An 11,440-nucleotide genomic window follows, 5' to 3' on the forward strand; every position below is an offset into this window, starting at 1 on the left:
GGTCACTTGACGATCGGCTGGCTCATCTCGCAGCCGCCCTGGCCGTTGTTGGCGTCGTTGGACCAGGTGGACTGCATCGCGAACGACCCGGTGGAGAAGTTGACGTTGGTGGCGGCGCCCGGGCCGGTGTTCTTCCAGGCGCACTTGTCGCCGTTCTCCCAGCCGGCGCTGTCGCTCCAACCACCCATCGGGTTCTGGTCGGTGATGGTCTCGGCGGACGGGTTGTCTACCCAGCTGCCGGCCAGCGCGCCACCTCCGGGTAGCCCACGTGCGCGGCGTCCTCCGGGCGCAGTCGGTCAACTCGGCTCCCGGCGGGGACGCCGTGCGGCGTGAAAACGACTGGTGCTCGGGCCGACCTGTTGTCACGCGCCCGAGCTGATCCATGTCCAGGCGAGTTCCTTGACCCACGTGGCGGCCTCGTCGGCCCTGGCCGGGGGTGCACCGACGACGACGAGTTCGGTGACGCCTGCTGCGGCAAGCTCGGGCAGGTGCTCCGGGGTGCCGTCGCTCGGGGCGACGGCGACCGTGAGCTCCTCGAGATCGCGACCGTGCCGGGCGCACTCCTGCGCGAGAACGGCGATGTGTGCCGGGATGTCGGCCACGGACACGTTGAAGCCGTACCAACCGTCGGCGAGCGTGACCGCGCGCCGCAGTGCGGTGTCGCTGTTGCCGCCGATCACGACCGGAAGCCGGCCGTCGCGCAGCGGCTTGGGGTTGACCCGGATCGCGTCGAACCGGGTGAACTCTCCGGTGTAGGAGGCGGGGTCCTGGGTCCAGAGGGTGCCCATGGCGGCGAGGTACTCGTCGGTGCGGCGCCCGCGTCCCGTGAAGGGGACTCCGAGAGCGGCGAACTCCTCGGCCGACCAGCCGACGCCTACACCGAGGCTGAACCGTCCGGCGGACAGTACATCAAGTGTGGCGGCCTGTTTGGCGACCAGGACCGGGTTGTGCTCGGGCAGCAGGAGTACCCCGGTGGCGAGTTCGATCCTGTTGGTGACCGCTGCCGCGAAGCTCAGGGCGAGCAGTGGGTCCAGCCAGTCCGCGTCCGCGGGTACGGCGATCCGGCCGTCCGCGGAGTAGGGGTAGCGGGAGGCGGGCTTGTCCACGAGCACCACGTGCTCGCCGCACCACAGCCTCGCGAAGCCGTACGCCTCCGCGGCCGTGGCCACGGCCCGGATCACCTCGGGACGGGCACCGTCACCGATACCGAGCGCGTGCAGCCCTACCCGCATCCAGCGCACCTCCTGCCCCACCCTAGCCACAGGGACGCGGACACGAGCGACGCGGCACGCCGTCTGCCGAGAGCCGAGGCGCCGCCGGCGAACGAGCCGCCGGCCCGCTGGGCTGCCTACCCCCGGGCGGGGGCGCCGTGCGGTGTGAAGCCATGTGGGGCTGGTGCCCGCCCGGTCGACTCCGCTTGCCTCTTGGGATCCTGAGCGCCCGGACCGGGTGACGCGGAAGCCGGCAGGACGGCCAGGGACCGCCGCGCACGGGCTCAGCGGCCGAGCGCGCAGGCGCAGCGCCCAGCGGTCGACTGCGCGGGCTCAGCGGTCGACGCCGCGGGCTCAGCGGTCGAGTGCGCGGGCGATGGGGAGCGTGTCGGAGGTCTGCCGCAGCTGGCTGATCTTCCCGGCCCGCACGGTGAAGACGTGCGCGAAGCGCGAACTCACCGCCTTGCCACCGGTAGTGGTCCCGAGGTAGCGGCCGAGGACGATGACGTGGTCGCCGTCCTCGAAGAACGCGTCCCCGACGCAGCGGAACTCCTCGAAGTCGGCGAGGAACGGGAAGAAGTCGCCGATGATGCGGTCAAGGCCTTGGTGCACACCGCCGTTGGGGAAGCCCTCGGCGATGTCCCAGCGCGCGTCCTCGGCGACCACGGACCTGATGACGTCCAAGTCGCCCTTGGCGCCGTAGAAGCGGCGGACGACGTCGATCTGTGCGGAGTCGTACACGGTGTCCCCTCTCGACCGGTTGCCTGGACCAGCAGGCTGTACGACCAGCTGGCTGCAGGACCAGCGGGCCGCACGATCACGATACTCAACTCCGGATTGCCGAAGCCCGTTTTCGCGATGGGCGCCGCCGTGGCCGGCCGCCACTGCGTGGATCGAGGGGGTGTCCGGACCGCCGGAGCGCCCCCGCGCCGGTGGGCCGGGCGCGGGGGCGCGGCGTGTCCGTCAGGCGCGGATCAGGAGGTGATGCTCGTGGTGCTGAGCACCGGGCTCGGGGACGGGTAGCAGGCGGTGGGGACCGACACGGTGAAGAAGAGCTCCGGCACAGTGGCGGTGAAGGTGAGGCCGGGGCTGGAGTAGCTGCTGCCGGCGAGATGGGTGCTGACGGTGCCGCCGGCCGCGCCGGCGGTCAGCTTGAGGGTGATGGTGGGCAGGGTGAACGCGCTGCCGCCGGCGATCGGCCCGGGCACCTTGAGGCTGATGGTGCCGCCGCTGACGCTGGTGCTCGGCGCGCCGGAGCCCAGGCCGGAGCCGCCGGACAGGCTCACGCCGCTGAGCGAGGCGTTGGCGGGAACGGGCATCGACAGCGTGATTCCACTGATCGAGTTGATGGTGTTGCCGTTCACCGAGGACGGCACGGTCAGGGCGCCGGGGGCGATGGTGACGCTGAAGGCCTGGCCGGTCGTCACGGTGGCGGGTGCGGTGGCATTGGCGCTGGCGCTCAGGGCGAACGTCTGCGCCGAGCCGATCGGCGGGGTCGCCTGGCACTGGAAGGGCAGTGCGCTGGTTTGCGCGGTGGCCGGGGCCGCCGCCAGGCCGCCCAGGGCGACGGCGGCGGCGAGCAGGAGCGGGGCTCGCAGTGCGACGGGCAGTGCTCTCATCTGGTACCTCCGGGAACCCCGGCGCCGGCCGGGGTTGGCAGGGCCGTCCGGCGCTCCGGGCGGCGGGACGATGCGTCACCCCGGCGGATGCGCCGGTGGGGCGGCTCATCCGTTGGTCGGCCGGTGGACCCGGCGCGGTCGGGCTCGCACATGGCCGGGGCCGAGGGCGTGCCGCGGTCCCGTACGGGGTGGGGGAAGGTGCTGAGTGACCGTCAGGATGAGCCTGCCGGTGCGGGGTTCTGGTGCACGGGGAGCCGGTCGGGCCGGTGCGGGTGCAGCGGAGTCCTCGCCATCCAGCGGACGCTCCTGATGGAAACATGTCACCACATCCACCGGTTGCTGTACAGCAGGCGTGCGATGACCGTTTGCCTGACCAACGGCCCGGCCCCCGCAGCTCGCTGGGACCGCCCCACCGGCGCGGCAGCGGAATCTGTTGCGTGGACGACCCATCGGGCCTACGGTCAAATGTGTCGTACGAGCGGCCGATGGTGCGGTGACACCTCGTGAGCCGCCGACAGTGACGCGGCCCCGGCCGGCCCGCTGATCCTTCAGGCCATCCTCTTGATGCACCTTCCGGTCCAGCCGTCTCCAGAAGGGAAATCAGCCCGGCCTACGACCGTCGGACCGGAACGCTCTCGGGATTCACACCGGGTGGCGACGCTGCGTCGCCCCATGGAAGAGATGCGGTTCCTGATGCAACCTCTCCTTGAGGACCGCGGGACCGTTGCCGCACAGCGCCAACAGTTCACGCAGTCCGGCTACCTCGTCATCCCCGGCCTGGTGCCGCCTCCCCTGGTCGAGCGGCTCACGGCCGAAGTCGACCACTGGGTGGACGACGGCCTCCGGGCCCGTTCCATCGCCTGCTGCACCGATCCGGCCCGCCAGGGTCCGCCGCCGGTGATGGAGTTGGAGCTGCCGGCGCACGGCGAACTCCTGACCCACCAGCCGCTGCTGGAGCTGACCGCCGAGTTGCTGGGTGCCCCGTTCGTCTTCCACCATCTGCACAGTGACCGGCACAGCGCCCGGTTGCCCGGCAAGCCATGGCATCACGACCGTGAGCCGAACACCCGCGGGGACCTGTCGCTGACGATGGTGCACGCGCTGCACTACCTGGGCGGTCTCGACGACACGATGGACAGTCTGGTCGTGCTGCCCGGCTCCCAGCGCGAGGCGGCCGAGAAGTCCGTGCGCGCCCGGCTGGACACGGCCGAACTCCCGGGCGAGGTCATCGTCGGCCGGCTGCCGGCCGGATCGACCGTGCTCATCAACTCCGCTCTGTTCCATGCCCGCAGGCCTCGCAGGCCCCGCAGGCCCGCCGCGACCGGCGCGGGGAAGCCGCGCTACTTCGTCGACGCCTCCTACTGCCAGACCGGGGCGCAGTGGTGGCCCGTGAAGCCGTACTGGCGCCACATGCTGACCAGGGCACGGGAGTTGGGGCTTGACGGCGGCCGGTGGCCGGAGCTGTTCGCGGAGCGGCACTTCACCGAGTACGCCGATCTCCGCTCGCCCGGGGAGGACTTGAGGAGGCTGGCGGCATGAGGATCCTCGCACCAGTGGCGTTCGACCGGGTGCGGCTCGCGTATCTGCGCGACCATCCCGCCGAGCGGGCGCACCCCGGGAACAGCAACCGTGACGGGGTGGAGAACCTGTGGCGGGCCGAACAGTCGCTCGGCTGCTGGCATGCCGTGCTGCTGTCCAGGGCGGAGGTGCTCGGTGTGGTGCTCCCGTGGCACACCGGCGAGGGCGGCGGATACGAGCTGGTACCGCGTTCGGGCCTGACGGTGGCCCAGACGGCGGCGAAGTTGCGGGCGCGGCCGACGGCCATCGCCGCGGCGAATCCGGTGTGCACGGCCAAGCTGGCGTTCCTGGCGGACTCGCCGCTCACGCCGGTCTATCTGAGCACCCGGGCGGTGCCGCACTGCGACTACGCGAGTGTCCGTCCGCATGGCGCGCTGGTCCATGTGGACGGCCTGCACCGCATGCTGGCCTGGGAGTTGGCGGGTCGCCTGCCGGAGCACGAGAGGGTGGAGGCGTTCATCGCCGGTGACCTCGGCAGCCTCCCGCGCTCACCCGACGAAGGAGGGCTGAGGGCATGTTCGATGACACGGTGACCGATGTCGGCTGGGACGCCGCCGCCCTGAACTCCAGACGGGACCTGTGGCTCCGCGAACTGACCGATGAAGAGCGGCAGTTGCTGTGGTCCGACGCACTGGCCGGGCAGTGGACCGATGCCGACCGGGTGCGGAAGGCGCTGCACGCCTTCGTGCTGGACAGCAGCCGGACCGTCGGCTTCGCGCACGTCCGCAATCTGGCCGACCCCGCCGGGCTCGGCGACGAGGCCGTCACCGCGGGCCTGTCGTTCCTCCTCCGGGACTGGGGCGTGATCGTTCCGCAGAACTCGCGGGGCGAGTTGGCCCAGGTGCTGCACGACCGCGACGGCGACGGCGCCACCGAGCTCGGCTTCCACTGCGATGCCTGCGACCTGCTGGTGCTGCTGTGCCTGCGGCCCGCCGCGCGCGGCGGCGGCAGCACCAAGCTGGCCAGCGCCCGGCAGGTGTACGACGTGATCGAGCGCGAGCGGCCGGCCGCGATCGCCCCGCTGCGCGAGCCCTGGCTGTTCGACCGGAGCGACCGCGGCGGACGGATCGACGTCACGCCGATCTTCTTCACCCAGCCGGACGGGCTGCTCGGCTGCCACTACCAGCCCCGCACAGTGCGGGCGAGCGCCGAACGGCTGAGCGCGCCGCAGCGGGAGGCACTCGACCTGCTCGACGAGGTGCTCCACCGCCCGGAGACCGCCTTCGGGCTGCGGCTGGCCGCCGGCGAGCTGCTGGTCATCCGCAACAGCCGTGCGCTGCACGGGCGTTCGCCGTTCACCGACGAGCCCGGGGCGCGCTCACGCCGGATGCTGCGCATCTGGCTCAGCGAGCGGGAGGCATCGTGAGCACACCGACCCACGAGCGGATCGCCCTGGTCACCGGCGCCGGTAGCGGCATCGGCCGAGCGAGCACCCTGGCCCTGCTGGCGCACGGCTGGTCGGTGGTGCTGGTCGGCCGGCGCAAGGCGGCGCTGGAGGAGACCGCGGAACTCTCCGCCGCCCCGCCGGCGCGGATCCTCATCGTGCCGACCGACATCAGGAACCCCGACGAGGTCGACACCCTCTTCGACGCCGTGCGGCACCACTTCGGGCGGCTGGACCTGCTGTTCAACAACGCCGGGGCACCGACCCCCCGCCACCCCGTCCCGGACGTCTCGCTCGACGACTGGAGCCTGGTGATGGAGACCGTCGCCACCGGCACCTTCCTGTGCGCCCGAGCGGCGTTCCGGCTGATGCGGCATCAGCGGCCGGGCGGCGGCCGCATCATCAACAACGGTGCCCCGTCCGCCTACACGCCGCGCCCGAACTCGGCCGTCTACACCGCGGCCAAGCACGCCGTCCTCGGCCTGACCCGCGCCATCTCGCTGGACGGCCGCCCCCATGGCATCACCTGCGGCCAGATCGACGTGGGCAATGTCGAGCCGCCCGACGGCCGACCCCAGCCCCCGGCCCTCCAGGCCGACGGCACGCTGGCCGCGGAGGACACCATCCCGGTCGAGCGGTTCACCGAGGCGCTGCTGCTGATGGCCTCGATGCCGCCCGACACCACCGTGCAGTTCCTCACCGTGCTCCCCGCCGGCATGCCCTTCATCGGCAGGGGCTGACCTCAGCGGCCGAGAGAGAGGCGAGCGAACCATGACGATCATCCACACGGCGGATGAACTGCTCGACAGCGACATCTGCCTCGACCTCAGGAGCACGCTCGGCATTCCGCTCCACCTCAAGTGCGAGGGCTTCAACTTCGCCGGCTCCGTCAAGATCAGGGCAGCGGTGTCCATGATCGCGGCCGGCCTCCAACAGGGCCTGATCACTGCGGACTCCACCCTCGTCGAATCCTCCTCCGGCAATCTGGGCGTGGCGCTGAGCGTGGTCGCGGCGGCGAAGTCACTGCGCTTCGTCTGCGTGACCGATCCCAAGTGCAATCCGGCGACCGTCAAGCTGATGCGCGCGCTGGGCGCCCGGGTCGTGGTGGCCGACACCCCGGACGGCAGCGGCAGTTACCTCGCGGCCCGCAAGGCGCTGGTGCGGGAGCTGTGTCTGCGCCACCCGGGATACGTCTGGCTCAACCAGTACCAGAACCCGGCCAACTGGCTGGCCCACTACGAGACCACCGCGCCGCTGATCGCCAAGCAGTTCCCCGCACTTGACGCGCTCTTCGTCGGCACGGGCACCGGCGGCACCCTCACCGGCTGCTCCCGGTACTTCCGGGAGAACCGGGCGGACGTGCGGGTCATCGCCGTGGACAGCGTCGGTTCGGTGAACTTCGGCATGCCCGTGGGCCCGCGCCACCTCCCGGGCGTCGGTGCCAGCGAACGCATGCCGCTGCTCGACGCGGCCCGGGTGCACGACCTGGTGCAGGTGCCGGAGGAGGACACGGTGCGGATGTGCCGGCGGCTGGCCCGGCGGGGATTCCTGCTCGGCGGCTCCACCGGAACGGTGGTCAGCGGCGCCGCCCGCTGGCTGGCGGACCACGACCCGGCGGGCGACCTCACCGCCGTGGCCGTCTCCGCCGACAACGGCGAACGCTACATCGACACGGTGTACGACGACTCGTGGGTCCACCGCACCTACGGCGCGGTGCTCGACTACCTCGAGGAGTCATGATGAGCCGGCAGCTCGGCCCTCCGCCGTTCTGCGTCGTCCCGGGGCAGGCCGTGCAGCAGAGCCTGCGGGGGCGCCGGGCGGAGGTCATCGCCCTGGTGGAGGACGCCTACCGGCTGCACGGGCAGCGGCAGACCGTCAACCCGCCGTCGTACTTCCTGCGCTTCCCCGACCGGCCCGATGCGCGCATCATCGCGCTGCCCGCGTCGGTCGGCGGCGGCATCGGAGTCGACGGGATCAAGTGGGTCTCCAGCTTCCCCGGCAATCTCGGCCTGGGTCTCCCTCGCGCCTCGGCGCTGCTGCTGCTCAACGATCCCCGGACCGGCTACCCCTTCGCCTGCCTGGAGGGCTCCATCATCAGCGCGGTGCGCACCGCGGCGTCCGCCGCCTGCGCCGCCCGCCGGCTGACCGCCCCGCGCGGCGCCCCGCGCCGGGTCGGCTTCTTCGGTACCGGGCTGATCGCCCGCTTCGTCCACGAATACCTGTCCGAACTCGACTGGGATGTCGAGGAGTTCGGCGTCTTCGACCGCGACGGCCGATACGCCGCATCGTTCGCCGCGCAGGTGCTCGAACCCACCGGCCGCCCGGTCCGGGTGTACAGCCGGCCCGAGGAGCTGGTCCGCGGCGCCGATCTACTGGTCTTCGCCACCACGGCGGCCGCACCGCATGTCGTCGCGCCCGCCTGGTTCGACCACAACCCGGTCGTGCTGCACATCTCGCTGCGGGACTTGGGCACCGAGGTGATCCTGCGCAGTGTCAACGTGGTCGACGACGTCGAGCACGTGCTGAAGGCGGACACCTCCGTCCACCTGGCCGAACAGCGGACCGGCACCCGGGAGTTCCTGCACGCCACCCTCTACGACCTGCTCACCGGCGCCTTCACGGCCCCGCCCGACCGGCCGGTGGTGTTCTCGCCGTTCGGGCTGGGCGTGCTGGACCTCGCCGTCGGTGCCTATGTGTACCAGCAGGCCGTCGCAGCCGGTGGTGCCGTTCCGATCAGCGGGTTCTTCCACGAGCTCGACCGCCACCGGACCGCCGAGGCCTGAAGCACGGCAGTGCGCCCCGGAGCGCACTGCCGTGGCTGGTCAGAACTGGTTCTGGGCTGCCGCGATCGCCTCCCGGATCCGGTGGTAGGTGCCGCAGCGGCAGATGTTGCGGATCTCGTCGTAGTCGGCGTCACCGAGCTGCTTCCCGGCGGCCCGCGCCTGGAGCACCTTGGCGACGGCGGCCATGATCTGGCCGGGCTGGCAGTAGCCGCACTGCGGCACGTCGAACTGCAGCCAGGCCTCCTGCATCGGGTGCAGGTCCTTGCCGACCGTGGCCGGCAGGCCCTCGATGGTGGTGACCTGGTCGGTGGGCTGGACGTCGCCCACCGGCACCGAACAGGGGTTGAAGGCCTTGCCGTTGATGTGGCTGGTGCAGGCCTGGCAGACACCCAGTCCGCAGCCGTACTTGGGGCCGGTCACGCCGAGGACGTCGCGCAGGACCCAGAGCAGCCGGACGTCGTCCTCGACGTCCACGGTGACCTGCTGCCCATTGAGGATGAAGGTGTGCTGAGGCAAGGGGGTGGGCTCCTAGTACGCGCGGCTCAGGCCGTCGGTGGGCGACTGCGGGATCGGCGGGACGGTCGGCAGCGGCGTGAACGCGAGCGGCGCGTCATGGTTGATCGGGAAGGTGGTCGGCATGGTCCCGGTCGCCCGCCCGTAGGCGCAGGCCACCGCCGCCATCGCACCGGCGACCGCCAACTCCCCTGCTCCGCCCGGGGTTCCGGTGGTCGGCGGCATCACGATGATGTCCAGCTCGGTCGGGGTGTTCCACTGCCGGGTGTAGAAGTAGTTGTCCCAACTGCCTTCCTGGAACACCCCGTTCTGCAGGTGCAGGCTGGATGTGAGGGTGATCGCGATGCCGTCCATGATGCCGCCCATCATCTGGGCTTCCAGGCCCTTGGGGTTGACGGCCAGGCCGACGTCGACCGCGCACACCACCTTGGTGACGCGCGGGCCGGTGACGGCGTCGGGGATCTGCCGGTTGACGGTGGCCGGGGTGCAGTCGATCTCGGCCAGCACGGCGACGAACCCGTGGTACTCGGGGTGGATCGCGATGCCCTGAGCCGTGCCCGGGCCATCGCGCGGCCCCAGTTGCCGACCTGGGCGACCTTGTCGAGGACCGCGACGGCCCGCTGGTCCTTCAGGAAGTCGCGGCGGAACTTGTAGGCGTCCTGCCCCATCGCGGCGGCCAGTTGGTCGACGATCAGCTCTTGGGCGCAGCGGACGTTGGGCGAGTAGATGTTGCGCATGCTGCCGGTGTGGAAGCCGTTGTCGATCTCGGTCAGCAGCTGGGTGGTGAGGCCGAAGTTGTACGGGGTCTGCTGGGTGAGGGTGAAGATGGTCTCGGAGAAGGCGAGTCCGCCGACCGGCAGCTTGGCGGCCAGCGAGGTGATGATCTCGCCGAGGCCGTGCCCGAACTCGGTTGCCACCGAGGTGTGCCGCTGGTCCATGGTGAGCACCTGGCCGAGCGTGTAGGTGGCCCGCACCCGGGAGGTGGACATCGGGTGGACCCGGCCATGGCGGAAGTCGTCGGTGCGGTGCCACATCAGCCGCACCGGCTTGCCCAGCTTCTGGGAGACCTCGGCGGCTTCCAACGCGGCGTCGTGGAACAGCTTCCGGCCGAAGGAGCCGCCGCCCTGGGTGCAGTGGACGGTCACGGCGGTCACCGGCAGGCCCAGCTTGAGCGCGATCTCCTCCTGCGCCGTGATCGGTGCCTTGACGCTGGCCCAGATCTCGGCGCGGTCCGAACGGACGTCGGCGACGGCGCAGTTGGTCTCCAGCGGGCTGTTGCTGGCGAAGTGGAAGGTGAAGCGGGCGTCGATCGCCTCGGTGAGCAGCGGCAGCGGCGGGGTGACCAACGGGTTCTCGGCCGCGCGGAGTTCGGCCAGCACCGTGGCGTCGGTGGCGTGGTCCTCGCTCCCCGGGCCCCAAGTGACCTGCAGCGCCCGCACCGCGTCGATGCACTGCCCGAAGGTGCGCCCGCGCACGGCCACGCCCGTGGAGACCACGGCGACGTCCGTGATGCCCGGCATGGCCTGCACCGCCGCCAGGTTCTGCACGGAGACCACCGTGCCGTTGATCGTCGGCGGCCGGCAGATCATCGCGGGCATCGCGCCCGCCGCCTTGACGTCCATCGCGAACTGCTTGCGGCCGGTCACCGCGTCCAGGGCGTCGATCCGGTTCTGCGGTGTGCCGATGACCTTGAACGCGGACGCGGCCTTGAGGGTCACCGAGATCTGAAGGTTCGTCAGACTGGCGGCCTTGACCGCGAGTTCGGCGTAGCTGAGGGAGCGGCCGTCGGGGGCGGTGATCACGCCCTGGAGGGCGGAGAGCGCGGAGAGCGGGGCGCCCAGCTCCGCCGCGGCCGCCTCCAGCAGCCGCTGCTTGGCCGTGGCGGCGGCGACCCGCACCGGGGTGTAGGTGGAGATCGTGCTGTTGGAGGCGCCGGTGAACTGGTTGAAGATCAGCTCCGGTCGGGCGTCGGCCAGGGTGACCTGCACCTTGTCCAGCGGCAGGTCCAGCTCCTCCGCGATCAGCATGGCGGTGGAGGTGGTCACCCCCTGCCCCACCTCGGCGCGCGGCAGGGCGAAGGAGGCGGTGCCGTCCGGGTTCATGGTGATGGTGATCAGGTTGGCCGTCAGCAGCGTGGCATCGGTCAACATGTCGTTGAGGTCGTAGAGTTCGGCCGGCTCCGGCAGGCTGGGCACCGCGGCGGCGGCCTTCGGCGCGGCCGCGGTCTCGCCCAGCTGAGCGGCCACGGTCAGCGTCGCGCCCGCCAGCACGAAGCCGAGGAAGCGGCGCCGCCCGATCCCCTCCCCCTCGGATGGGGAAGGCTGTTGCGGGCTCTGGGTAACCATCCACTGA

At 71.4% G+C, this 11,440-nt stretch carries 11 protein-coding genes and 1 pseudogene; 6 read left to right on the top strand and 6 right to left on the bottom strand.

All coding sequences use genetic code 11. The annotated features are described in order from the left end of the window. Nucleotides 1-2: 2 nt before the first annotated feature. From E6W39_RS00285 to E6W39_RS00300, 4 genes are all read right to left on the bottom strand, one after another. On the bottom strand, nucleotides 3-188 hold the full coding sequence (locus E6W39_RS00285) for a hypothetical protein (protein WP_141631693.1): 186 nt from the start codon (nucleotides 186-188) through the stop codon (nucleotides 3-5). Nucleotides 189-362: 174 nt separating this feature from the next. Continuing rightward, complete coding sequence (locus E6W39_RS00290) at nucleotides 363-1,232, bottom strand: LLM class F420-dependent oxidoreductase (RefSeq protein ID WP_141631694.1); 870 nt, start codon at nucleotides 1,230-1,232, stop codon at nucleotides 363-365. Between the two features lie 333 nt (nucleotides 1,233-1,565). Continuing rightward, the gene (locus E6W39_RS00295) at nucleotides 1,566-1,952 is read right to left on the bottom strand and encodes a nuclear transport factor 2 family protein (protein ID WP_181798995.1); all 387 of its coding nucleotides are present in this window, start codon (nucleotides 1,950-1,952) and stop codon (nucleotides 1,566-1,568) included. A gap of 233 nt (nucleotides 1,953-2,185) precedes the next feature. Beyond that, nucleotides 2,186-2,830, bottom strand: a complete 645-nt coding sequence (locus E6W39_RS00300) for a cyclodehydratase (protein ID WP_141631696.1) — start codon at nucleotides 2,828-2,830, stop codon at nucleotides 2,186-2,188. Nucleotides 2,831-3,502: 672 nt separating this feature from the next. Between E6W39_RS00300 and E6W39_RS00305 the strand changes: the two genes are divergently transcribed. Genes E6W39_RS00305 through sbnB form a run of 6 tightly spaced genes read left to right on the top strand, consistent with a single transcriptional unit; the run spans nucleotide 3,503 to nucleotide 8,575 of the window. Then, complete coding sequence (locus E6W39_RS00305; protein WP_228717854.1) at nucleotides 3,503-4,369, top strand: phytanoyl-CoA dioxygenase family protein; 867 nt, start codon at nucleotides 3,503-3,505, stop codon at nucleotides 4,367-4,369. Further along, nucleotides 4,366-4,941: a DUF6309 family protein gene (locus E6W39_RS00310; RefSeq protein ID WP_141631697.1), complete on the top strand. Its 576-nt coding sequence runs from the start codon at nucleotides 4,366-4,368 to the stop codon at nucleotides 4,939-4,941. Before E6W39_RS00305 ends, E6W39_RS00310 begins: the two co-directional genes overlap by 4 nt. Continuing rightward, a complete protein-coding gene (locus E6W39_RS00315; protein WP_141631698.1) occupies nucleotides 4,923-5,774 on the top strand; it encodes a TauD/TfdA family dioxygenase in 852 nt (283 codons plus the stop codon). The genes E6W39_RS00310 and E6W39_RS00315 overlap by 19 nt, the downstream gene beginning before the upstream one ends. Further along, nucleotides 5,771-6,532, top strand: coding sequence for an SDR family oxidoreductase (locus E6W39_RS00320; RefSeq protein ID WP_220140131.1), 762 nt, complete (start codon nucleotides 5,771-5,773; stop codon nucleotides 6,530-6,532). Before E6W39_RS00315 ends, E6W39_RS00320 begins: the two co-directional genes overlap by 4 nt. 31 nt (nucleotides 6,533-6,563) lie before the next feature. Further along, a complete protein-coding gene (gene sbnA, locus E6W39_RS00325; RefSeq protein ID WP_141631699.1) occupies nucleotides 6,564-7,532 on the top strand; it encodes a 2,3-diaminopropionate biosynthesis protein SbnA in 969 nt (322 codons plus the stop codon). Next, nucleotides 7,529-8,575: a 2,3-diaminopropionate biosynthesis protein SbnB gene (gene sbnB / locus E6W39_RS00330; protein WP_181798996.1), complete on the top strand. Its 1,047-nt coding sequence runs from the start codon at nucleotides 7,529-7,531 to the stop codon at nucleotides 8,573-8,575. Before sbnA ends, sbnB begins: the two co-directional genes overlap by 4 nt. Before the next feature lie 39 nt (nucleotides 8,576-8,614). On the opposite strand, the gene E6W39_RS00335 is transcribed toward sbnB, so the two are convergent. Together E6W39_RS00335 and E6W39_RS00340 are read right to left on the bottom strand one after the other, a co-directional pair. Further along, the gene (locus E6W39_RS00335) at nucleotides 8,615-9,091 is read right to left on the bottom strand and encodes a (2Fe-2S)-binding protein (protein WP_141631700.1); all 477 of its coding nucleotides are present in this window, start codon (nucleotides 9,089-9,091) and stop codon (nucleotides 8,615-8,617) included. A 12-nt stretch (nucleotides 9,092-9,103) separates the two neighbouring features. Beyond that, nucleotides 9,104-11,433, bottom strand: a pseudogene (locus E6W39_RS00340) (molybdopterin cofactor-binding domain-containing protein). Nucleotides 11,434-11,440 lie beyond the last annotated feature (7 nt).

The organism is Kitasatospora acidiphila (assembly GCF_006636205.1).
Classification (GTDB): domain Bacteria; phylum Actinomycetota; class Actinomycetes; order Streptomycetales; family Streptomycetaceae; genus Kitasatospora; species Kitasatospora acidiphila.

What these genes read in the sequence shown, in the direction of transcription:
- E6W39_RS00285 (WP_141631693.1), bottom strand. Translation starts at nt 188, where the DNA reads ATGGGTGGTTGGAGCGACAGCGCCGGCTGGGAGAACGGCGACAAGTGC.
- E6W39_RS00290 (WP_141631694.1), bottom strand. Translation starts at nt 1,232, where the DNA reads ATGCGGGTAGGGCTGCACGCGCTCGGTATCGGTGACGGTGCCCGTCCC.
- E6W39_RS00300 (WP_141631696.1), bottom strand. Translation starts at nt 2,830, where the DNA reads ATGAGAGCACTGCCCGTCGCACTGCGAGCCCCGCTCCTGCTCGCCGCC.
- E6W39_RS00305 (WP_228717854.1), top strand. Translation starts at nt 3,503, where the DNA reads ATGGAAGAGATGCGGTTCCTGATGCAACCTCTCCTTGAGGACCGCGGG.
- E6W39_RS00310 (WP_141631697.1), top strand. Translation starts at nt 4,366, where the DNA reads ATGAGGATCCTCGCACCAGTGGCGTTCGACCGGGTGCGGCTCGCGTAT.
- E6W39_RS00315 (WP_141631698.1), top strand. Translation starts at nt 4,923, where the DNA reads ATGTTCGATGACACGGTGACCGATGTCGGCTGGGACGCCGCCGCCCTG.
- sbnA (WP_141631699.1), top strand. Translation starts at nt 6,564, where the DNA reads ATGACGATCATCCACACGGCGGATGAACTGCTCGACAGCGACATCTGC.
- sbnB (WP_181798996.1), top strand. Translation starts at nt 7,529, where the DNA reads ATGATGAGCCGGCAGCTCGGCCCTCCGCCGTTCTGCGTCGTCCCGGGG.